Raw genomic sequence first — 23,126 nt, 5'->3', positions numbered from 1 at the left:
AGGTGTTGCGTCAGAGTGAGCGAAGTGGTGCTCAGTGTCTTCAAATCGCGACTTTGTAACCAACTTGTTGGTGCGGTTCTGAAAATTGCGTACGGCATCTATAGAATATAAGTATGAACCGGAAACGAGCGGCTGCAAAGCCTCTTAACAAGAAATATGAGTCGATATAAGTTTTTGGGACAATGCATTTTTATCTTTAATGCATGTTGTAAAGTAGCTACTAATAATATTTTTGTTAAAACTAATTGATTTGTGGTTTCGTGGCAGTAAAAACACGAACTCCATTGTGACATCATCATATTAGTAACGACTTTGTTAAGAAAGTCCATGTCTTTAATCGTTCACTTGATATAATTATTGATAGTCAAAGTCTGTTTTACTCATTGAGTGGCTGTCATGACTTTGGGAAGTAGAATAAGAGATCTTGTATCTCAATAAAAAATTCAAGCAGCTTGTGTGCTGCCAATGAAGAAAATGGGAATTATCCATGAAGATTTTTATTATGCGTCATGGAGAGGCGGAGCATTACGCCGCCAGTGACGCAGAGAGAGCCCTGACAGCAAGAGGTCATTCAGCCTCTGCCGCTGTTTCTCGTGCATGTGTAGAACAAGGTTTTAAGCAGTTTGATAAAGTTTTAGTAAGCCCTTACTTACGCGCTCAAGAAACGTGGCAAGTCATTGCGAAACAGTTTTTAGCAAAAGATGTAGAAATTTGTGATGATATTACGCCATATGGTGAATCGGAGCAGGTCTTTGAATACGTGACAGCGTTGATTGAGCATGAGAATCTGACTTCGGTACTTCTCGTCTCTCACCTGCCTTTAGTTGGGTATCTGACTGCCGAATTTGTTCCAGAGATGGTGCCGCCGATGTTTCCCACATCAGGACTTGTTTGCATTGAGTTTGATCCTTCGACACGTCAAGGGGACATGCTCTGGAATATCCAACCATAACCTCTCCAATGGCTATAAAATATGTATTTTTTATAGCCATTTATTTGACATAAATACTGGACTAGAAATTGCATAGATGAGCTAAGTTATTATTTTTTAATATTATTAGCGAGTCTATGAAATTTACCTTGCCGTTCGCGGATAAACTGCCTCCGATCCCACAACGTGCGATGCCAGCCATCGGTGCCCCTGTGATGGTTTTGGCAACCTTGGCCATGGTGGTATTACCTATCCCGGCCTTCTTGCTCGACCTCTTTTTCACATTCAACATAGCCCTCGCGATGGTCGTATTATTGGTGACGGTGTATACCCGTCGCCCATTAGATTTCGCTGCATTTCCGACTGTTCTTTTAATTTCTACACTTTTACGTCTTGCGCTTAACGTAGCTTCCACACGTGTTGTATTACTGTATGGTCATGAAGGCCCTGGTGCGGCTGGTAGTGTCATTGAAGCGTTCGGTAGTGTAGTAATTGGCGGTAACTACGCAGTCGGTCTGGTTGTATTCCTTATCTTGATGATCATTAACTTTATGGTCGTGACCAAAGGTGCGGGGCGTATTTCTGAAGTCAGCGCGCGTTTTACATTGGATGCATTACCGGGTAAGCAGATGGCGATTGATGCGGACCTTAATGCGGGTTTAATCGATCAAGATCAAGCGCGAACGCGTCGTCAAGAAGTGACGAAAGAGGCGGACTTTTACGGTTCGATGGATGGTGCGTCTAAGTTTGTTAAAGGTGATGCAATTGCCGGTATTTTAATCCTGTTCATTAACATCATCGGTGGTTTGTCTATCGGTATGGCGCAATATGGACTTGGGTTTGGCGAAGCGATTGAGATTTATACCCTATTAACCATCGGTGATGGTCTCGTTGCGCAAATCCCGTCGCTGTTACTTTCTATTGGCGCAGCCATCATGGTAACGCGTCAAAATGCGGATGAAGACATGGGACAACAAGTTGTGTTCCAGATGTTTGACAATCCTAAAGCATTAATGATTACTGCCGGCATTCTTGCAGTGATGGGTGTCGTACCCGGCATGCCGCATTTCGCGTTCCTTTTATTAGCTGTGTTGGCAGGCGCTGGAGCGTATTGGATCAAGCGTAAACAGAAAACGGCCGAGAATAAAGAAAACCTTCCAGCAACAGCTGAAGCTGAAGCACCAACACCGAAAGAGCTTTCATGGGATGACGTACAACCAGTCGATATCATTGGTTTGGAAGTGGGTTATCGATTGATCCCGTTGGTCGACCGTGATCAAGGGGGCGAGTTACTTGAACGCGTGAAAGGGGTGCGTAAGAAACTGTCACAAGACTTTGGTTTCCTCATTCCAGCAGTACATATTCGGGATAATCTTGAACTGACACCAAACAGCTATCGAATCACTTTAATGGGGGTCGCGGTAGGTGAAGCTGAAATCAGGCCAGATCAGGAACTGGCCATCAACCCAGGCCAAGTTTACGGCATGATTGATGGTGAAGCGACGGTTGACCCAGCATTTGGTTTAGAAGCGGTATGGATCCGTGAAGAGCAGCGTGAACACGCGCAAGCGTTAGGTTATACGGTGGTCGACTCATCTACTGTGCTGGCGACTCATCTTAGCCAAATGTTGACCAATAATGCCTCCTTATTAATTGGCCATGAAGAAGTGCAGAACTTGCTGGAAATGCTGGGACGTTCAGCGCCTAAACTGGTCGAGAGTTTTGTGCCGGATCAACTTTCTCTTGGCGTAGTCGTAAAAGTACTGCAAAACTTACTCAATGAAGCGGTGCCAATTCGGGACATCAGGACAATTGTTCAAACCTTGTCCGAGTATTCGAGTAAGAGTCAAGAACCCGACATCCTAACAGCGGCTGTTCGTATTTCTCTGAAACGACTAATTGTCCAAGAAATCAATGGGATAGAGCCTGAATTGCCAGTAATTACCTTAATCCCTGAGCTGGAACAGATATTGCATCAGACAATGCAGGCGTCAGGAGGGGAGTCCGCGGGTATTGAACCAGGGCTTGCTGAAAGGCTGCAGGTATCACTAAGTCAGGCGACACAAGAGCAAGAGCTCAAAGGCGAACCCGCCGTACTACTGACTTCTGGGGTATTGCGCTCCACGCTGGCTAAATTCGTGAAAAATACGATTCCATCACTACGGGTTCTTTCATACCAAGAAATCCCAGATGAGAAACAAATACGAATAGTCCAGGCCGTTGGGAACTAATTCTGTTGCAGTTTGAATAACGGATATCAATTTGAAAATTAAACGATTTTTTGCCAAAGACATGCGTACAGCTTTACTTCAAGTGAAAGAGGAACTTGGGGTAGATGCTGTGATTATGTCTAATAAAAAAGTCGCAGGTGGTGTTGAAATCGTAGCGGCGGTGGATGGAGAGTCGGGAAGTGGACAAGCGGGTAACAGCTATAGCTCTAATCCACGTCATACTCCTACTCAGGTGTCGCCTCGTCTAACTGGCTCAGCTTCTTCAAGAGAATTGGATGAAGATCGAGTCAGCCTGCAGTCTAGTGCAAGCTCGGGAGGTTCAATGACCAAGAAGTTTGCCAGTATGCTCAAACAATACAGTCACGGTAGGCCTGAGGCTGAAGAGCGCGTAAAGCCAGAAGACGACTCACTGACTGCGTTATTGAAAAGACAAACTGCAGCGCGTGAGCAACGTAATGGTTCAAGTAATGGAGTGCAGTTGAAAGAGGATTCTCCGTTAGCTCGCCTTATTGCAGAAGACAGAAGAGTTGAAAAGCCACAGCCTAGACTCGACCCAAGCCGATTTGAACGTGCTCGCCAACAGGAAGCCAATGTTGGAAATGAAGAGCTGGAAGAGATGCGTGAAGAAATGACCTCAATTCGGCGTTTACTGGAGCATCAGGTTTCTGGATTGATGTGGCAAGAAGTTGAGCGACGTGAGCCGCTTCGAGCCATGTTAATTAAACGGTTGGAACGAATGGGTGTTTCATCTGAATTAGCGGATCAATTGGCTTGTTATATTCCCGAAGATACCCCACCGACAAAGGCTTGGAAGGCGTTACTTGGCTTAGTGGCTGATCAAGTACCAGTGTCTAAGCAAGATATTCTTAAACGTGGTGGTGTAGTTGCTTTGCTCGGACCGACTGGGGTTGGAAAAACAACTACGATTGCAAAACTAGCAGCGAGAGCAGCCATGGAGTATGGCTCTGACAATGTCGCGTTAGTTACAACAGATACCTACCGAATTGGCGCACATGAGCAGCTCGCCATTTACGGAAGAATTATGGGATGTCCTGTAAAAGTTGCTAAAGATTCCAACGAGTTAGCCGATGTAATATATCAATTGAGAAATCGTCGTCTAATTTTGGTTGATACAGCAGGTATGGGGCAGCGAGATGTACGCTTATCTGAGCAGTTGGATACGTTAATGCAAGAAAGTGGTGAAGTTATTCATAGCTACTTAGTGTTACCGGCAACAGCGCAACGAAAAGTGCTACAAGAAACGATCGATCACTTCAGAAGAATCCCTCTCTCTGGGTGCATCATGACGAAATTGGATGAGTCACTCAGCCTGGGTGAGTTTGTAAGTGTGGTAATTCAAAATGCTCTACCTGTTGCTTATATCGCCAATGGACAACGTGTGCCGGAAGATATAGTGATTGCGCAACCTAAATACATGGTAGCGAAAGCGAACGAATTACTGGAAAAGTCGACAGACAACGAACCTCACTACTGGACTAGCGAAGCGGAAAGGTTCTAGGCGGCGGACGATTATGACTGAAAATATGATACATGACCAAGCAAGCGGCTTACGCCGTTTAACGAAACCATCATTGACCAAAGTAATTTCTGTTACTGGTGGTAAAGGTGGTGTTGGTAAATCAAATGTGGCTTTGGGAATGGCGATCTGTATGGCTCGCCAAGGTAAAAAAGTCATGGTGTTAGACGCTGACCTAGGATTGGCGAATGTTGATGTAATGCTAGGCATTCGACCTAAGCGTAACCTTGGTCACGTACTTGCAGGTGAGTGCGACCTCCAAGATGCGATTGTAGAAGGACCCTACGGAATTAGAATCATTCCAGCGACATCTGGGACCCAATCCATGACGGAGCTTACCCACGCACAGCATGTTGGTTTGATTCGTGCCTTTGGTAGCCTGGAAGAAGAAATGGATGTGCTGATCATCGATACCGCAGCAGGCATTTCTGACATGGTAGTTAGCTTTTCACGTGCCGCTCAAGATGTCGTTGTCGTTGTTTGTGATGAACCTACGTCAATTACTGATGCATATGCTTTAATTAAACTATTGAGTAAAGACCATCAGGTACAAAGGTTTAAAATTGTTGCAAATATGGTCAGAAGCTATCGTGAAGGCAGGGAATTGTTTGCAAAGTTGACTTTGGTCACAGAGCGATTCTTAAATGTGAGCCTTGAGCTGGTAGCCTGCATTCCATTAGATGATAAAGTGCGGCAAGCAGTTAAAAAACAAAAGATTGTTGTTGATGCGTTCCCGAGATCGCCAGCGTCATTAGCATTAGGTTCGTTGGCAAATAAAGCGCTCACTTGGCCAATTCCGAAAACGCCAAGTGGCCATCTCGAGTTTTTTGTAGAACGTTTACTTCATCGTTCGGAGATGTTAGAGGAACCATTTGGTGAATAAAGCGCTGACGTATGACCAGTATGCTAACCAAAATAGCCAGCGAGCATTTCTGGAGAAATATTCGGTACTGGTAAAACGCATAGCACATCATTTGCTTGGGCGTTTACCTCCGAGTGTACAGGTTGAAGACCTGATCCAAGCAGGCATGATTGGCCTTTTGGAAGCGCAAAAGAACTATGACGGTAGTAAAGGGGCGAGTTTTGAAACCTATGCAGGGATCCGGATTCGCGGGGCTATGCTTGATGATATTCGTCGTGGGGATTGGGTGCCGCGTTCTGTTCACAAACATAACCGAGAAATTAGCCAAGCCATTGCTGAACTTGAAGGTGAGTTGAATCGAGATCCAACTGATGCAGAAGTTGCAAAACACCTCAACATGAGTCTTGGTCAATATCATACTGTTTTAACGGATATCAACTGTTCTCGTTTAGTTGGAATAGAAGATCTCGGTGTCTCAGAAGATGTGATTACTCACGGTGATGACAGTGACGAAAACAACCCGTTTAGCGGAGTGGCTGATGAATTTTTCCGCAAAGCATTAATAGAATCAATAAAATCGCTTCCAGAACGTGAAGCTTTGGTACTTTCGCTCTATTATGATGAAGAGTTAAACTTAAAAGAAATCGGCGAGGTAATTGGAGTTAGCGAATCTCGAGTTAGCCAAATACTGAGCCAATCAATGCAGCGTCTACGCACAAAGTTGAGTGCATGGACAAATAATGAATAAATCACTGACATCGAAATCAGTGGAGGCAATTTTGAATAAAAATATGAAGATCCTTATTGTTGATGATTTTTCAACAATGCGCCGTATCGTTAAAAATCTACTTCGTGATTTGGGCTTCAATAACACCCAGGAAGCAGATGATGGCCTAACTGCGTTGCCTATGCTCAAGAAAGGTGAGTTTGACTTTGTGGTAACTGACTGGAACATGCCTGGTATGCAAGGTATTGACCTTTTAAAACATATCCGTGCAGATGATGAACTGAAGCACTTACCAGTGCTGATGATCACGGCAGAAGCAAAACGCGAACAAATTATCGAAGCTGCTCAGGCTGGTGTAAACGGATACATCGTTAAGCCATTCACAGCAGCTACTCTAAAAGAAAAACTAGATAAAATTTTTGAGCGCTTATAGTCATAAAGTTGACTTAATGTTCAGCCGATAAAGGCCAATTCAGGATGATTTCATTAGAACAGGCGAAACAACTTGTTGAGCTGTTAGAAGAAGGTCAGCAAGAAGAAGCAGACCAACTCGTAAAGGGGATCTACGAAAAAGCTTCGAATCCTATGTTACAGGAGATCGGAGAGCTTACTAGAGACCTGCACGACTCTTTGACGCAGTTCCAATTAGATGAACGCATGACGGAAATAGCCAATGACGAAATCCCAGATGCAAGGGATCGCCTTCAATACGTCATTGATAAAACAGAAGTCGCAGCCAACAAAACCATGGATGCTGTCGATCGCTGTATGCCGATTGCCGACAACCTACATGAAGGCTTGCTTCAAGTACGTCCCCAGTGGAACGAATTGATGCATGGCCGTATTGAGTTAGCAGAATTTAAAGCACTGTGCCACCGCATTGACAACTTGTTAGGACAGGTTGAAGGTGACAGCTCAGAGCTTAGAGGTCAACTGACTGAAATTCTCATGGCTCAAGACTTCCAAGACTTAACCGGTCAGATCATTCGTCGAGTCATCACTCTTGTGAGTGAAGTTGAATCTCGTTTGGTCGAAATTCTGACGGCATTTGGTGCAAGTCAGTTGGAAGAAGTCGCAAATAAAAAGAATAAAGATTCAATCGACCCTGAGGGACCAATTCTGAACCCTCACGAGAGGGAAGATGCGGTTTCATCACAAGACGAAGTCGATGACTTACTCTCAAGTCTTGGGTTTTAGAGGTAACGTATGAGCTACGATTTAGACGAAGACATTCTTCAGGACTTTTTAGTTGAAGCAGGAGAAATCCTAGAGCTTCTATCCGAGCAGTTAGTGGAACTGGAGAACAACCCAGAAGATAGAGATCTTCTGAATGCAATTTTCCGTGGGTTCCACACTGTTAAAGGTGGGGCCGGTTTCCTATCTCTGACAGAACTTGTCGACACGTGCCATGGTGCAGAGAATGTGTTTGATATCTTGCGAAATGGTCAGCGTGAAGTTACGGCCAGCTTAATGGATACCATGCTCAAAGCATTAGACACCGTTAATGAACAGTTTCAAGCGGTTCAAGACCGGGACGCCCTGCCACCAGCAGAACAGTCCTTGTTGGATGAGTTACATCGTCTAAGCAAGCCTGCAACTGAAGACGAAGATGTGGCAGAACAGCCTGTTGTTGAAGAGGCTCCAGAAGTTGTTGCAGCTGAACCAGAGCCTGTGGTACAGCCTGAAGCTACGCCAGAAACGTCAGCTAGTTCTATTGATGAGATCACTCAAGATGAGTTTGAAAAGCTACTTGATGAATTGCATGGTCAAGGCGGAGCACCAGGTGCAGATGCCGCCAGCTCGCCAGTGGAATCTAGCCCAGCAGCTGATATGAGTGGTGATATTACAGACGATGAGTTTGAAAAGTTACTCGATGAGCTTCATGGTTCAGGTAAAGGCCCTGGTAAAGAATCAGCACCAGCAGCCCCAACTGCAGCTCCTGCTACGCCATCACCTGCCCAATCAGCGGGCGCGGATGGCGATCTTATGACCGATGAAGAATTCGAAAAACTTCTCGATGACTTACACGGTTCAGGTAAAGGTCCTTCTATCGAAGAACTTGACGCAGCAACAAAGCCTGCGACACCAAAAGCAGAGCCCGTAGCTGCGACTGCTCCTACAGCACCAGAGCCTAAAGCTGCTCCTAAACCTGCAGAAGCCCCGGCAGCTAAACCACCTGCGAAAAAAGATGCAGCGCCACCTGCGACTCAAGCGAAAAAACCACAAGCTGAAGCGACGGTTCGTGTCGATACCTCGACTCTCGATACCATCATGAATATGGTTGGAGAATTGGTGTTAGTTCGTAACCGACTATTAAGCTTAGGTTTAAATAGTAACGACGAGGAAATGTCGAAAGCGGTGGCGAACTTAGATGTCGTTACGGCTGATCTTCAAGGCGCGGTAATGAAAACGCGCATGCAACCAATTAAGAAAGTTTTTGGTCGTTTCCCTCGAGTCGTTCGTGACTTGGCGCGTAGCCTGAATAAAGACATCACGCTTGAAATGCGAGGTGAGGATACGGATTTAGATAAGAACTTAGTTGAGGCACTAGCCGATCCTTTGATTCACTTAGTTCGTAACTCCGTGGACCATGGTATAGAAATGCCAGAAGCTCGAGTGAAAGCAGGTAAACCTAGAACGGGTAAAGTGATTCTATCTGCTGCTCAAGAAGGTGATCATATTGAATTGGCCATCGTTGATGATGGCGGTGGTATGGACCCAGATAAGTTGCGTGGAATCGCTGTCAAACGTGGCATTATGGATGAAGATGCCGCGTCACGTCTGACGGACAAAGAGTGCTTTAACCTTATCTTTATGCCTGGCTTCTCAAGTAAAGAGCAGATTTCAGATATCTCAGGCCGTGGTGTAGGGATGGACGTAGTAAAAACGGCCATCAACACATTAAACGGTTCGATTGATATTGACTCTGAGATGGGCAAGGGCACCAAGATTACAATCAAGGTTCCGTTGACGTTAGCAATCTTACCTACATTAATGGTTGGTGTCGCAAATCACCCGTTTGCTTTGCCTCTAGCGAGTGTTAATGAAATTTTCCATTTAGATCTTAGCCGAACCAATGTCGTTGATGGTCAGTTGACGATTATCGTCCGCGAAAAATCAATTCCTTTGTTCTACTTGCAAAACTGGCTTGCACCACATCTGGGGCAAGTTGAACTGCGCAAAGGTCACGGCCATGTTGTAATTGTTCAAATTGGCAGCCAGCGTGTTGGTTTTGTTGTTGATACATTAATTGGTCAAGAAGAGGTGGTCATCAAGCCTCTTGATAACTTACTTCAAGGCACACCGGGTATGGCAGGTGCAACGATCACTAGTGATGGTCATATCGCACTCATCCTTGATGTACCAGATTTGCTTAAGCAGTATGCGGCTGCTTCTCGAATCTAAGTTGTACATAAGTTAATAAGGAAAACTATGGCAATTAGAGTATTAGTTGTTGATGATTCGAGTTTCTTCCGTCGTCGAGTGAGTGAAATTATTAACTCAGAACCTCGTTTAGAGGTGATTGATGTCGCGACGAATGGCAAAGAAGCGGTCGAAAAAGCATTAAAACTCAAACCTGATGTCATTACGATGGACATCGAAATGCCAGTCATGGACGGTATTACTGCCGTCCGTGAAATCATGGCAAAAAGTCCTACACCAATCTTAATGTTTTCATCTTTGACTCATGATGGTGCGAAAGCAACACTTGATGCACTTGATGCTGGTGCTTTGGACTTTTTACCTAAAAAGTTTGAAGACATTGCAAGAAACCGAGATGAAGCGGTTTCTTTGCTTCAACAAAGAGTCATTCAAATATCTTCGCGTCGCACAATGATGCGTCGTAATGTTGTGAGTAAACCTGTTACAAGCAGCACACCCACGCGTCCTGCGACGAAGCCTGCTGCAGGAGCCCAACCTAAGCGGCCAGCTACACAAGCAGTGTCAGCTGCTGCTCGTTTCAAAGCTACAGGTAAGAAATATCAGTTAACCGCAATTGGTACATCTACTGGCGGTCCTGTTGCATTGCAAAATATTCTGACTAAGTTGCCTGCGAACTATCCTCACCCGATTGTTCTTATTCAGCATATGCCGGCGACGTTTACTTCTGCCTTTGCCAGTCGTTTGAACTCCCTATGTAAGATCCAAGTGAAAGAAGCTGAAGATGGAGATGCGTTACGTCCAGGTGTGGCTTATCTGGCTCCAGGCGGAAAACAAATGATGATTGATGGCCGAGCTGGTTCTGCAAAACTTCGCATCATCGATGGTGGAGAGCGTATGAACTATAAGCCATGTGTGGATGTGACATTTGGTAGCGCTGCAAAGATATATGCAGATAAAGTCCTCTCTATGGTGCTAACAGGTATGGGAGCTGATGGTAGAGAAGGTGCTCGTATGCTCAAAGGTGCGGGTTCGACAATATGGGCTCAAGATGAAGCGAGCTGCGTTGTTTATGGGATGCCACAAGCTGTTGCAAAAGCGGGGTTATCAACGGAAGATCTGCCGTTAGACCGTATTGCGGAACGTATGCTTGTGGAAGTCGGTTTAGCATAGAGGTTTCGCTATGATCGTATGGAGTATTGCAAATCAGAAAGGTGGCGTGGGCAAAACAACGACCACCATTACGTTGGCTGGTTTGCTGAGCAAGCAGGGTAAGCGAGTGCTGCTTGTAGATACGGATCCCCACGCCTCTCTTACAACTTACCTTGGTTATGATTCAGATAGTGTGCCTGCAAGTTTATTCGACCTGTTCCAGTTAAAAGAGTATTCCGTAGATACCGTTATGCCTCTAGTAATGCGTTCAGATATTGAAGGCATTGACTTAATACCTGCACACATGTCGTTAGCTACGCTTGATCGAGTGATGGGCAACCGCAGTGGTATGGGTTTAATTTTAAAGCGAGCGTTGTTGGCACTAAAAGGTAAGTACGATTATGTACTTATTGATTGTCCTCCAATTCTTGGTGTCATGATGGTCAATGCATTGGCTGCAAGTGACAGAATACTCATTCCTGTTCAGACCGAGTTTCTTGCAATGAAAGGATTGGAAAGAATGGTTCGCACTTTGGCTATTATGCAGAAATCGCGAAACAAATCTTTCAAGGTCACCATTGTTCCGACGATGTATGACAAACGTACAAATGCTTCGTTGCAAACGCTACAGCAACTGAAAAAGGACTATCCAAATCAAGTGTGGTCTTCTGCTGTTCCTATTGATACCAAATTCCGTGATGCGAGTTTAAAACATTTGCCAGTGTCTCACTTCGCATCTGGAAGTCGAGGTGTATTCGCGTACAAGCAATTGCTGATCTATTTAGAGAGGTTAGCAATTGATGAGTAACAATACCTTATTGTCTAGTGAACAAGCGCTTGATGACTATTTTTCTGCATTGTTAGAGGAAGAAGTCATAGAGCTTGATTTCGAAGGTATCGAAGACAACATCAATGCAGAGCCAGAGCCAGAGCCAGAGCCAGAGCCAGAGCCAGAGCCAGAGCCAGAGCCAGAGCCAGAGCAGTATAAGTTGGAGCCTATGCTGCAGTCTGTGGATGAAAAAAGTTACTACCATCCTCAGGCTGAAGAGCTTGAACTTCCTAATTTGGATGATGTCGAGCGGCTACTGAAGCAGCTGGAATCGACAAACCCAGTCGCAGAACTCGATCTTGAAGAGGTTATGGAGCAAAACACCGCTCAGATTGCCGTTCAAACTGAAGTTGAAGAGATTCAAGATTGGGAAGTGCCGGAGTTTGTTGAACCAGAAGTATCCTCAGAATCGGTGGTCAAAATTGCGGACGAGCCTGTTGAGCCAGCTGCAGAGCAAGTTGTTATTGAGGATGTTGAGGTAGCTACAGAGTTAGAAACCCAAACTGGTGGACAAGATCTCAGGCAGTGGCACAGCACAGAAAGGAGTGAGTCATTCCAAGTTCTGTACTTTGACGTCAATGGTGTCACATTTGCCGTTCCATTGGATGAGTTGGGTGGTATCCATCAAATGGGAGAACTTAGTCATCTGATTGGACGTCCACCATGGTATTTAGGGCTACAGACGAATCGAGATAACCAGCTTGATGTGGTCGATACTGCCAAGTGGGTCATGTCTGAAAAACTGACCGATGACAGTTATAAAGACGGCTATCAATACATCGTCATGTTAGGCGAAAGTATGTGGGGGCTAGCTAGTTCGGAATTAAAAGGAACCGAGCTTTTAGAAATCGAAAAAGTTCGTTGGCGAGAGAAGGCGGGTAAACGGCCTTGGCTTGCCGGAATGGTTAAAGAAAAAATGTGTGCTTTGATCCATGTCGAAGCTTTGATAGCTATGCTTAATGCAGGGCTTGATGTAAAAGCACTAGAGAAATAATACGTTCATGCCAGAAATGGCTCAGAGAGGAAAAGGTATGTCTCAAACTAATGAAGTCGAAGTAAGAAAAGATCAGTCAAATGACGAAGTACTTCAGTGGGTGACGTTCCAACTGGAAGAAGAAACTTACGGTATTAATGTAATGCAGGTGCGTGAGGTTCTACGTTATACCGAAATTGCCCCTGTGCCTGGTGCACCAGATTATGTTTTAGGCATCATTAACCTTCGAGGCAACGTTGTTACAGTTATCGATACACGTTCTCGTTTTGGTCTAATGGAAGGTGAAATTACTGATAATACTCGTATTATTGTGATTGAGTCAGAGCATCAGGTTATTGGTATCCTTGTAGACAGCGTTGCGGAAGTTGTGTACCTTCGTGCGTCTGAAATTGACACTACACCAAGTGTTGGTACCGATGAGAGTGCTAAGTTCATTCAAGGTGTAAGCAACCGTGACGGTAAGCTGCTAATCTTGGTTGATCTTAATAAGCTTCTTACGGATGAAGAATGGGATGAAATGGCTCACCTATAATGGTTAATGAGTGGATTACCAGCGCTCCAGTAATTGCTGGAGCAGTAGTGCTTGTTGTCCTTGTTATTGCTTTAGCGTTATTTCGTTTAAAGAGAAAACAGACATCGATCTCGGATCATCTAAGGCAACAGAATCGAGCACTGGATAAAGAGTTACAGAAAGCGAACAAACAGATATTGGAAGTTCGTTCTGTTGTTGTTGGTTTGGGACAGCGCGTCAGTGAGCAGCAGGATATTATCCAGCATCTTAATGAGCGCATTACTGAACTTGAACAAGCTGACAGTGATGGTCGATTGTATTCTCGGGCCAGTAAAATGGTTCAACTGGGTGCCGACGTCAATGAGTTAATTCAAGAATGTGAGTTACCAAAAGCTGAAGCTGAGCTCATGATGTCACTGCAAAAGAAAATTGCTGGCAAAGAGAAAATTCCGCCATTAGAAGGTAATCCAGAAAGAGCCACCTCTCAGCCATATCGGCGTAGTGGGATCAGAAAGTAATAATAAGGGATACGCAATGTATCCCTTTTTTGTGCCCTTCGTAACACTTTGTGGTTAATTGCGAAGAAAAGTGATTAATTATTAACAGATTCTTACTTAGTTTCGTGACTCGTAAAGGTCTTATGCTATTTCGAAGCAAATTGGCTGTGTTAAGATAAGAGCTCGAATTTTTCATAGTAGTTCCACATGTTAGAAGTTAATCAGCTTACCGCTATCCGTGATGAAAGAGTTCTGTTTGAATCCCTTTCCTTTTCTATTTCTTCTGGTGAATTAGTTCAAATTGAGGGACGCAATGGTACGGGTAAAACAACACTCTTACGTATCGTTGCCGGCTTGGGTGATCGTGATGAGGGAGAGATAAGCTGGAATGGCGAGAATATCGAATCTAATAGAGATGCTTATCATCAAGATTTGCTGTTCTTAGGTCACCAGACGGGCGTTAAACGAGAACTTACTGCTTATGAAAACCTTCATTTTTATATGAGTGTGCATTCAAAGAGCTTGGTCAGTCGAGATACAATCTATGGTGCATTAACCAAAGTGGGGCTTGCAGGGCGTGAAGATGTTCCTGTTGCAAAGTTGTCAGCAGGGCAACAACGACGTGTTGCCTTGGCAAGGCTATGGCTTAGTGAACAAAAATTGTGGATTCTAGATGAACCCTTGACTGCGATTGATAAGCAAGGTGTTAAAGTGCTTGAGTCGTTGTTTCTTAGTCACGCTGAAAATGATGGCATTGTTGTATTAACAACACACCAAGATATGTTCGCCGACAACCCAAAATTAAGAAAAATAAAACTAGGTGACTAAACATGTTTTCAATTATGAACAGTATTGTTCGCCGTGAGCTGTTAATTGCATTTCGCCGACAAGCCGACGTCCTTAACCCATTGTGGTTCTTTATTATTGTTATCACGCTTTTCCCATTGAGTATTGGCCCAGAGCCGAATTTGTTAGCTCGAATAGCAGCTGGCATCGTATGGGTGGCGGCGTTACTGTCTGCGCTACTTTCACTTGAACGATTATTTCGAGATGACTTTCAAGATGGTGCATTGGAACAAATGATGTTGATGCCTGTCCCACTACCTGTAGTAGTTATCTCCAAAGTCATTGCTCACTGGGTTCTAACTGGGTTACCACTTATTTTAATCAGCCCATTACTCGCAGTGTTGCTATCATTGGACTTTAATACTTGGTTGGCTGTCGTACTTACTCTGGTGGTTGGTACACCAACCTTAAGCTTTATCGGTGCAATTGGAGTTGCCTTAACGGTAGGATTACAAAAAGGTGGGGTGTTGCTAAGTCTGCTTATCCTGCCGCTATATATTCCAATTTTGATTTTTGCTACGTCCGCTATTGATGCCGCTTCACTAGGAATGGCATACAACGGGCAGTTAGCAATTCTAGGGGCGATGTTTATGGGTGCTTTAACATTAACACCGTTTGCAATTAGCGCTGCTCTTCGAGTAAGTGTTAATTAATTGTTTTTGATCAAGCACGAAAAATCCCCTTTTCTATAAATTACAAAACTAAAAATAGTCTCGATACGTTGTCGGAACGTGAGACAAAACGAAGTAAAGAGTGAGAATAATAATGTGGAAATGGCTCCATCCCTATGCCAAACCCGAAGCAACCTACCAGCTCAGCGGTAAGTTGTTACCTTGGTTCTCTATATTGGCCCTTCTCTGTTTATCTGTTGGTACGGTTTGGGGGCTTGCTTTTGCGCCTTCAGATTACCAACAAGGTGACAGTTTCAGAATCATTTACATTCATGTTCCATCGGCAATTTGGTCTATGGGTGTATATATGTCGATGGCCGTCGCCGCTTTTATTGGCTTAGTTTGGCAGGTGAAACTGTCTAATATGGCAGCGGCTGCGATGGCTCCCATTGGCGCAGTTTATACCTTTATTGCTCTCCTTACCGGAGCGATTTGGGGTAAACCAATGTGGGGAACTTGGTGGGTATGGGATGCACGTCTAACATCAGAGCTCATTCTTCTATTCCTTTATCTTGGCGTAATCGCGCTTTATCACGCATTTGACGATCAAAAAACGGCGGCGAAAGCTGCGGGGATTCTTGCGATTGTAGGTGTGGTAAACCTGCCAATTATTCACTTCTCAGTTGAATGGTGGAATACCCTTCATCAAGGTGCAACGATTACTAAATTCGAAAAACCTTCAATCTCAAGCGATATGCTTTGGCCGCTACTGTTGAATATCTTTGGCTTTGCGTTCTTCTTTGGTTCTCTAACCATGGTTCGCTTACGCAATGAAATTATTAGCAAAGAAAGCCACCGCCCTTGGGTTATCGAATTAGCTACTAAGAAATCTCAGTGAAGGAATTAAATTATGCATTTTGAATCTCTGAGTGAGTTTTTCGCGATGGGTGGTTATGCCTCTTATGTTTGGGGTGCGTTTGGTATCACCTTTCTATCAATGTTTATTCTACTTATTGTGAGCGTACGTCGTGGTAAAGCTTTGCTGAATGAAGTTCAGGCGAAAGTCGATCGTCAAGCGCGAATTGAAGCAGCAAAAAATCTGGAGAACACTCTATGAACCCAAGACGTAAAAAGAGGCTCGGTATTGTTCTGGCTATTTTCATTGGTATTAGTGCCACAATTGGTTTGATGCTTTATGCGCTAAATCAAAATATGGACCTGTTCTATACACCAACAGAACTAGTCAATGGTAAGCCAGACGGCACGAAACCAGAGGTTGGTCAGCGTCTACGTATCGGCGGAATGGTCGTTGAAGGTTCAGTGAAGCGTGATGCCGAATCTCTGAGAGTTTCGTTTGACCTGCATGATGTCGGTCCAAAAGTGACGATCGTTTACGACGGTATCCTTCCCGATCTGTTCCGTGAAGGGCAGGGCATTGTAGCCCAAGGTGTGTTAAAAGATGCAACCACTGTTGAAGCATTTGAAGTGCTTGCTAAACACGATGAAGAATACATGCCACCTGAAGTTGCGGAAGCGATGAAGAAAACTCACGAACCGCTTAAATATACAGAACAACAAAAACAAGGAAGCGGTCAATGATTGCTGAAATTGGTCACTTTGCGATGATCGCCTCGTTGGCGATGGCAGTCTTGCTCAGCATACTGCCGCTAATTGGTGCATCTAAAAACAATACAATGCTCATGAATACCGCAAGACCGTTGTCTTGGGGGATGTTCCTACTGTTAGCGTTGTCATTTGGCATCTTATTATGGGCGTTTTATACCAACGATTTTACACTGCAATATGTAGCGAGTAACTCAAATAGCCAGCTCCCTTGGTACTACCGCTTAACCGCGGTTTGGGGGGCTCATGAAGGCTCTTTGCTACTTTGGGTGTTAATTCAAGCTGCATGGACTGTTGCTGTCGCGACCTATAGCCGTGGAATGCCACAAGAATCGGTGGCTCGTGTGCTCGGTGTGATGGGAATGATCAGTGTTGGCTTCCTGCTTTTCATCATTGTTACCTCGAATCCATTCTTACGCACGCTGCCTTTCTTTCCGGTTGATGGGCGAGATCTAAACCCATTGTTGCAAGACCCTGGTTTGATCATTCACCCACCAATGCTGTACATGGGTTATGTTGGTTTCTCAGTGGCTTTCTCATTTGCTATTGCGTCGCTAATGACAGGTCGCCTTGATACCGCATGGGCCCGTTGGTCTCGTCCTTGGACAACCGCTGCATGGCTCTTTTTGACGTTGGGTATCGCACTAGGTTCATGGTGGGCATATTACGAGCTAGGCTGGGGTGGCTGGTGGTTCTGGGATCCAGTTGAAAATGCTTCTTTCATGCCGTGGCTTGCTGGTACTGCTTTAATGCACTCACTTGCCGTGACTGAGAAGCGCGGGACGTTTAAAGCGTGGACAGTGTTGCTGGCTATTTCTGCATTCTCTTTGAGTTTACTTGGTACATTCTTAGTGCGTTCCGGAATTTTAGTTTCGGTTCACGCGTTTGCCTCTGATCCATCCCGAGGTATGTTCATCTTAGGTTTCCTCGTCTTTGTGATTGGTGGATCATTACTGCTGTTTGCTCTAAAAGGTGCGTCGGTACGAGTTCGTGGTAACTTTGAGTTGGTATCTCGTGAAAATGCTCTGCTAGCAAATAACGTTCTTTTGATTGCAGCCCTTGTGGTTGTATTAGTGGGTACTCTACTTCCTTTAGTACACAAGCAGATTGGTCTAGGTTCTGTTTCTATCGGTGCTCCTTTCTTTGACATGCTGTTTGCTTGGTTGATGATCCCGTTCTCGTTCTTACTGGGTATCGGCCCACTTATTCGTTGGAAACGCGACAGCCTTTCTACGTTGCTTAAGCCAATGGCTATCTCAGGTGCGCTTTCATTTGTACTTGCTGGCGTGTTTGTTGCTCTGCTCTCAGCACATTTTACTGCAATGGCATATATCGGTTGGGTGATGGCGATCTGGATCATCACAATGCATGGCTATGAGCTACACCAACGTGCAACTCACCGTCATGACTTTGTGACTGGAGTGAGAAAGCTCCAACGTAGTCACTGGGCGATGATGCTTGGCCACATTGGTTTGGCTGTTACCATTATTGGTATCGCAATGGTTCAAAACTACAGTATTGAGCGAGATGTGCGTTTGGCGCCGGGCGAGCACTTTAAAATTCAAGGCTATGACTTCTACTTTGCCGGCCTTCGAGACAAAGATGGTCCTAACTATGATGGTTATATCGCCGATTTTGAAATCACTCAAAATGGCACTTACGTCAATACTCTTCATGCGGAAAAACGCTTCTATCGTACTGCTCGTTCAATGATGACTGAAGCAGCAATCGATCGCGGTATCACACGTGACTTGTATATTGCGATGGGTGAACGTTTGGACGATAACAAGTCTTGGGCCGTTCGTATTTACTACAAACCATTTGTTCGTTGGATTTGGGCCGGTTCATTGTTAATGGCATTAGGTGGTGCGATTGCGATTAGTGATAAACGCTATCGTTTCCGCAAAACTGCAAAGCAAGGAGAAGCATAATGAATAAGAAGTTACTCTTTATTCCGTTAGGTGCCTTTCTAGTATTGGTGGCGGTTTTTGCAACGCAGTTGGTACGTAATTCTGATGGGGATGACCCGACCAAACTGGAATCCGTACTCATTGGTAAACCTGTTCCTCAGTTCCGTCTAGAAGACTTGGCGGAACCGGGTAAGCTTTATGATCAATCTATCTTCAAGGGTGAGCCATTATTGCTTAATGTTTGGGCAACTTGGTGCCCAACGTGTTATGCCGAGCACCAATACTTGAATGAATTAGCGGGTCAAGGCGTCAAAATCATCGGCATGAACTATAAAGATCAGCGTGACAAGGCAATCCAGTGGCTTAATGAATTGGGCAACCCTTATCTCATTAGCTTATTTGATGGCAACGGTATGTTGGGTCTTGATCTTGGTGTATATGGTGCACCAGAGACGTTCCTAATTGATGCTAATGGTGTTATTCGTTATCGCCATGTCGGTGATGTAAACCCTCGCAATTGGGAAGAAACATTAAAGGCAAAATATGAGCAAATGCTAGCGGAGGCCAAATAATGAAGAAGGTAATTCTAGCATTGTTGGCCATGTTTGCATTTTCAATGACGGCGTCAGCAGCGATCGAAGTGTACGAGTTCGAGAACCTTGAACAAGAGCTTCAGTTTAAAGATCTGGGCAACACATTGCGTTGCCCTAAGTGTCAAAATAATACGATTGCAGATTCCAATGCGGAACTTGCGCAGGATTTACGCCAAAAAGTCTATGAAATGACCAAAGAGGGCAAATCTAAGCAAGAAATCGTGGATTACATGATTGCTCGTTATGGGAATTTTGTGACTTACAATCCACCATTCACTATCGCAACTTCAGTGCTTTGGCTTGGCCCTATTTCAGTCCTGCTGATTGGTTTCGGCTTTATTGTTGTAAGAAGCAGAAAAGGTAAGAAAAAGGCCGTTGAAACGGAAGAAAAGTGGGATGAAGAAAAGGAAGCCCGCCTAAATTCGTTGCTAGATGATAAGAATGATGGAGATAAGCAATAATGACTTTATTTTGGATTTCGTCAGTTCTTATCGTAGTACTGAGCTGTGCATTGATTGCGCTTCCTATTCTCAGAAAGAAGGCAAATAACGACGATGCACTGCGTGACGAATTAAACAAAGCTTTTTATAAAGACCGACTTTCTGAGCTAGAAGAGGAAACTGAAGAAGGTCTAGTTGAGAACCAGCAAGACTTGATAGCAGACCTCAAACAGTCATTACTGGATGATATTCCAGCAGACAATAAGTATGAGAAAGCCCAGTTGGTATCACCGATCGCGGTCTTCGTTCCGTCTATGTTGTTGGTGATTGTTTTATCTTACGGCATGTACATGAAGTTTGGTGCGTCCGATAAAGTGATCGAATGGCAGCAAGTGAGTACAAACTTACCCGCACTGTCTAAGAAGCTGATGTCTCCTGAAGGCGCAGCTTTGACGGACGATGAAATGGCGGATCTAACTTTAGCTTTGCGCACTCGTCTTCATTATCAGCCAGATGATTCGACAGGCTGGTTACTGCTTGGACGTATTGCATTAGCGAACCGAGATGTTGAAACCGCCATTGGTTCGATGAAGAAAGCATACAAGCTTGAGCCAGAAGATGCCGATGTTAAATTGGGCTATGCGCAAGCCTTAATGCTCTCTCAAGATGACATCGACCAAGAGCAGGCGCGTGGCATACTTGGCAAACTTGTTCAAGAAGACTATGTCGATTTACGTGTATTTTCGTTGCTGGCTTTTGATGCATTCGAGCGTAAAGATTTCCCTGCTGCGATCCGTTACTGGAGCATTATGCAACAAATGATCGGTCCAAAAGACAGTCGTTATGAAATGCTTAGCCGAAGTATCGAAAGTGCAAAAAAACAGATGGGTGAGAATATAAATGCTGGAAAGACGGTCTCTGTAACTATCCAGCTTGGAGAGCAAGTAAAAGCAGATCCAAATGCCGCGTTGATCGTTTCAGTTCATCGTGCTGACGGTTCTCCAATGCCAGTTGCGGCTGCGCGTTACCCAGTAGGTACATTTCCTCGAACTGTGGCTTTGGATGATGGTAACAGCATGATGCAGGGCAGTAAGCTCTCCGATTTGGAAGAATTGATGGTTCGCGTACGAATCGACAATGACGGTAACGTCGCAACTCGCGAAGGGGACTGGTTTGGAGAGAGCGAAGCCGTTAAACTTGGGGAACCAGTTGAAGTAATAATTAATAATCGTTATTAATAGATACGATTTATAAATTGTTAGCTAAGGCCGGTGTTTACATCGGCCTTTTTTTATCGGAAATAATAATGACAAAAATGAAATCACGGATGTGGCTCGTTCTATTGGCAATAGTGGCGCTTGGAGGATGTTCAAGTGTGCCAGATGAACAAAATGCAGGGACGAATGATCCCTTAGAAGGATTTAACCGAACGATGTGGACCATCAACTACGACTACTTAGATCCGTATTTGGTGAAGCCTGTATCATTAGCGTATGTTGATTATGTACCGACGCCAATACGTACGGGCGTGGCTAATTTCCTAGGTAACTTAGATGAGCCAGCAAGCATGATCAACAACTTGTTGATGGGCAATGGTGAAAAAGCATTAGATCATTTCAATCGTTTTTGGATTAACTCAACCTTTGGTCTGCTTGGTTTAATCGATATTGCCTCAGAGGCTGGAATTACTGACCATGGTGAAAAAGCATTTGGTGATGCTGTTGGTCACCACGGTGTAGGGAATGGGCCTTACGTGATGGTGCCGGGCTATGGTCCGTGGACAGTGCGTGAAACAGCGGATGTGGTTGATGGTTTGTATGCGCCGCTTTCTTATCTGAATTTTTGGGCAGGTTTAGGCAAATGGGCACTTGAGGGAATGGAAACTCGAGCAGCATTAGTGTCGCAAGAAGCTTTACTCGATAACTCTCCAGATCCGTATGCGTTAACTCGTGATGTTTATATACAAAGGCAAGATTACAAAGCAGAGATTCAAGTTGACGATTATGATGAGGATGAAGAAGCGTTCCTCGATGATTATCTTGATGAAGAATTTGAATAATAAAAAAGGCTTGGGATTACCAAGCCTTTTTTGTACATCGAGTATTAGAATGTGTAATTCGCTTGCAAGCCAATCAGCCACACATTACCAGATGTTGTTCCTGTGAATTGACCACCGATTGCCTGAGCAATATCGTCGGATGGGTAACCACGAGATTCTTTGATGTCAGCATCTTTAGCAAAAATGTAAGTAAAGCCTGCGTCCAGTGAGAACTGTGCTGTGAAATCGTAAGTGGCACCAACACTTAGCCATGTACGATCTGTCTCAGGGATAGTGATCGTGCGGTTTTGATCACTTACTGCTGAAGTGTCGTAGGCTACACCAGTACGAACCGCAAGTTCAGGCAGTACTTGGTAAGTGGCACCCATAGCAAAGCGGTAGTTGTCTTCCCAATTTTCCACTTTTACGGTTTGTGAAGGCAAAGTGTTCAGATCCGCATACAGCTCTTTAAAGCTGCTCCAATCTGTCCAGTTAACGCCAAAATGTACGGCTAAGTCATCGGTCAATTGATGGTAACTAGCGAGTTCTGCTGTAGCTGGTAATTCCAAATCCATCGAACCCGTGTCGTTAAGTACGGACAAGCTATTTTTATCAAACAGTTTTGCTGTGCCTGAAAGGCTAAGCTCTACTTCTGATTTATAGCTCAGGCCGATACGATGATTTTCATTAATTTGCCATGCCGCACCGATTTGCCAGCCCCAGGCTGTATCATCACCTTCCATATATTTTAGGGTGGTGCCCTTTGGAAGTGGCGTTTGTGCTGGAGAAGTCGCGCCAAAATGGCCTTCGCCCGTTACAAAGCGAATACCACCACCAATGCTAATACGTTCATCAACTTTGTATGCAATATTCGTGTTTGCTTCGACGGTTTTTACCATAGCTTCGTTGCCAAAGTGTGTTGCGGCAAAATCGCTTCCTAGTTTGGTTTCCATGCCATAGTTGGTACCAAGTGCAAAGCCAAGTGCCCACTTATCATTTAGTTGGTGGGAAAGGTAAAAGTTTGGAATGACTGCATCATTAGCAAAGTCTGAAGATGAAGTAGGTAGTGCACCGTTGATTTCTCCCTCAACGTCTAGGTTCGGATTCACATAGATTGCACCGACGGAGATCTGTGTACCTCCTAAGTACGTCAGCATTGCAGGGTTACGCCATTGTGCGCTGGCATTATCTGCCATTGCTGCTTCACCAGCATAAGCACGGCCAAGACCGGTTGCTGAATATTCTGCAAGCTGGAAGCCCGCAGCAGTTACTGAAGTAGAAGCAGTAACGAGGCCAAAGGCAACCGCTACGGAAACAAGGGATTTATTTGATTTCATTATTATGTTCGCTGAATGTACTGTTTTGAGTGACGCGATAATAAGGTTAGAGCAAAAGCTTTAAAAATTAAAAACA

24 protein-coding genes are annotated in these 23,126 nt (G+C 44.6%); 23 read left to right on the top strand and 1 reads right to left on the bottom strand.

The window, feature by feature from the left end; translation table 11 throughout:
- Positions 1–487 precede the first annotated feature (487 nt).
- The 23 genes from sixA (at position 488) to ACQEXS_RS12065 (ending at position 21,734) form a co-directional block, all read left to right on the top strand.
- On the top strand, positions 488–952 hold the full coding sequence (gene sixA, locus ACQEXS_RS12175; RefSeq protein WP_367986903.1) for a phosphohistidine phosphatase SixA: 465 nt from the start codon (positions 488–490) through the stop codon (positions 950–952).
- Between the two features lie 116 nt (positions 953–1,068).
- Positions 1,069–3,162: a flagellar biosynthesis protein FlhA gene (gene flhA, locus ACQEXS_RS12170; protein WP_367986902.1), complete on the top strand. Its 2,094-nt coding sequence runs from the start codon at positions 1,069–1,071 to the stop codon at positions 3,160–3,162.
- A 31-nt stretch (positions 3,163–3,193) separates the two neighbouring features.
- On the top strand, positions 3,194–4,681 hold the full coding sequence (gene flhF, locus ACQEXS_RS12165) for a flagellar biosynthesis protein FlhF (protein ID WP_427013999.1): 1,488 nt from the start codon (positions 3,194–3,196) through the stop codon (positions 4,679–4,681).
- 13 nt (positions 4,682–4,694) lie between these two features.
- Positions 4,695–5,582 carry a MinD/ParA family protein gene (locus ACQEXS_RS12160; RefSeq protein ID WP_367986900.1) on the top strand — a complete coding sequence of 296 codons (888 nt, stop codon included), beginning with the start codon at positions 4,695–4,697 and terminating at the stop codon, positions 5,580–5,582.
- Positions 5,575–6,309, top strand: a complete 735-nt coding sequence (locus tag ACQEXS_RS12155) for an RNA polymerase sigma factor FliA (protein ID WP_367986899.1) — start codon at positions 5,575–5,577, stop codon at positions 6,307–6,309. The genes ACQEXS_RS12160 and ACQEXS_RS12155 overlap by 8 nt, the downstream gene beginning before the upstream one ends.
- Positions 6,310–6,352: 43 nt before the next feature.
- Positions 6,353–6,721: a chemotaxis response regulator CheY gene (gene cheY, locus ACQEXS_RS12150; RefSeq protein WP_006879571.1), complete on the top strand. Its 369-nt coding sequence runs from the start codon at positions 6,353–6,355 to the stop codon at positions 6,719–6,721.
- A gap of 44 nt (positions 6,722–6,765) precedes the next feature.
- A complete protein-coding gene (locus ACQEXS_RS12145) occupies positions 6,766–7,485 on the top strand; it encodes a protein phosphatase CheZ (RefSeq protein WP_367986898.1) in 720 nt (239 codons plus the stop codon).
- Positions 7,486–7,494: 9 nt separating this feature from the next.
- Positions 7,495–9,693, top strand: coding sequence for a chemotaxis protein CheA (locus ACQEXS_RS12140; RefSeq protein ID WP_427013998.1), 2,199 nt, complete (start codon positions 7,495–7,497; stop codon positions 9,691–9,693).
- 27 nt (positions 9,694–9,720) lie between these two features.
- Positions 9,721–10,842, top strand: a complete 1,122-nt coding sequence (locus ACQEXS_RS12135; protein ID WP_427013997.1) for a protein-glutamate methylesterase/protein-glutamine glutaminase — start codon at positions 9,721–9,723, stop codon at positions 10,840–10,842.
- Positions 10,843–10,852: 10 nt separating this feature from the next.
- Positions 10,853–11,629, top strand: coding sequence for a ParA family protein (locus ACQEXS_RS12130; RefSeq protein WP_427012101.1), 777 nt, complete (start codon positions 10,853–10,855; stop codon positions 11,627–11,629).
- On the top strand, positions 11,622–12,644 hold the full coding sequence (locus tag ACQEXS_RS12125; RefSeq protein WP_427013996.1) for a chemotaxis protein CheW: 1,023 nt from the start codon (positions 11,622–11,624) through the stop codon (positions 12,642–12,644). Before ACQEXS_RS12130 ends, ACQEXS_RS12125 begins: the two co-directional genes overlap by 8 nt.
- Before the next feature lie 37 nt (positions 12,645–12,681).
- Positions 12,682–13,176, top strand: coding sequence for a chemotaxis protein CheW (locus ACQEXS_RS12120; RefSeq protein ID WP_367986893.1), 495 nt, complete (start codon positions 12,682–12,684; stop codon positions 13,174–13,176).
- Complete coding sequence (locus ACQEXS_RS12115) at positions 13,176–13,673, top strand: DUF2802 domain-containing protein (RefSeq protein WP_427013995.1); 498 nt, start codon at positions 13,176–13,178, stop codon at positions 13,671–13,673. The genes ACQEXS_RS12120 and ACQEXS_RS12115 overlap by 1 nt, the downstream gene beginning before the upstream one ends.
- A gap of 186 nt (positions 13,674–13,859) precedes the next feature.
- Entirely contained in the window at positions 13,860–14,480 is a 621-nt protein-coding gene (ccmA, locus tag ACQEXS_RS12110) for a cytochrome c biogenesis heme-transporting ATPase CcmA (protein ID WP_367986891.1), read from the top strand.
- Between the two features lie 2 nt (positions 14,481–14,482).
- Positions 14,483–15,151: a heme exporter protein CcmB gene (gene ccmB / locus ACQEXS_RS12105; protein WP_367986890.1), complete on the top strand. Its 669-nt coding sequence runs from the start codon at positions 14,483–14,485 to the stop codon at positions 15,149–15,151.
- Positions 15,152–15,263: 112 nt separating this feature from the next.
- Positions 15,264–16,007, top strand: coding sequence for a heme ABC transporter permease (locus ACQEXS_RS12100; RefSeq protein ID WP_367986889.1), 744 nt, complete (start codon positions 15,264–15,266; stop codon positions 16,005–16,007).
- Positions 16,008–16,019: 12 nt separating this feature from the next.
- Positions 16,020–16,226 (top strand): heme exporter protein CcmD, encoded by a 207-nt coding sequence (gene ccmD, locus ACQEXS_RS12095; RefSeq protein WP_367986888.1) that lies wholly within the window; start codon positions 16,020–16,022, stop codon positions 16,224–16,226.
- The gene (ccmE, locus tag ACQEXS_RS12090) at positions 16,223–16,708 is read left to right on the top strand and encodes a cytochrome c maturation protein CcmE (RefSeq protein ID WP_367986887.1); all 486 of its coding nucleotides are present in this window, start codon (positions 16,223–16,225) and stop codon (positions 16,706–16,708) included. The genes ccmD and ccmE overlap by 4 nt, the downstream gene beginning before the upstream one ends.
- Positions 16,705–18,663: a heme lyase CcmF/NrfE family subunit gene (locus ACQEXS_RS12085; RefSeq protein WP_367986886.1), complete on the top strand. Its 1,959-nt coding sequence runs from the start codon at positions 16,705–16,707 to the stop codon at positions 18,661–18,663. Before ccmE ends, ACQEXS_RS12085 begins: the two co-directional genes overlap by 4 nt.
- Positions 18,663–19,214 (top strand): DsbE family thiol:disulfide interchange protein, encoded by a 552-nt coding sequence (locus ACQEXS_RS12080; protein ID WP_367986885.1) that lies wholly within the window; start codon positions 18,663–18,665, stop codon positions 19,212–19,214. Before ACQEXS_RS12085 ends, ACQEXS_RS12080 begins: the two co-directional genes overlap by 1 nt.
- Complete coding sequence (locus ACQEXS_RS12075; protein ID WP_367986884.1) at positions 19,214–19,696, top strand: cytochrome c-type biogenesis protein; 483 nt, start codon at positions 19,214–19,216, stop codon at positions 19,694–19,696. The genes ACQEXS_RS12080 and ACQEXS_RS12075 overlap by 1 nt, the downstream gene beginning before the upstream one ends.
- Positions 19,696–20,913, top strand: a complete 1,218-nt coding sequence (gene ccmI, locus ACQEXS_RS12070) for a c-type cytochrome biogenesis protein CcmI (RefSeq protein WP_427013994.1) — start codon at positions 19,696–19,698, stop codon at positions 20,911–20,913. Before ACQEXS_RS12075 ends, ccmI begins: the two co-directional genes overlap by 1 nt.
- A 68-nt stretch (positions 20,914–20,981) precedes the next feature.
- The gene (locus ACQEXS_RS12065; RefSeq protein WP_427009200.1) at positions 20,982–21,734 is read left to right on the top strand and encodes an MlaA family lipoprotein; all 753 of its coding nucleotides are present in this window, start codon (positions 20,982–20,984) and stop codon (positions 21,732–21,734) included.
- Between the two features lie 44 nt (positions 21,735–21,778).
- Here ACQEXS_RS12065 and ACQEXS_RS12060 read toward each other — a convergent pair whose 3' ends face one another.
- The gene (locus ACQEXS_RS12060) at positions 21,779–23,050 is read right to left on the bottom strand and encodes an outer membrane protein transport protein (protein WP_427013993.1); all 1,272 of its coding nucleotides are present in this window, start codon (positions 23,048–23,050) and stop codon (positions 21,779–21,781) included.
- Positions 23,051–23,126 lie beyond the last annotated feature (76 nt).

It is taken from the genome of Vibrio sp. TRT 17S01, assembly GCF_050113695.1.
GTDB lineage: Bacteria > Pseudomonadota > Gammaproteobacteria > Enterobacterales > Vibrionaceae > Vibrio.
This window is presented reverse-complemented; position numbering and strand designations above follow the sequence as displayed.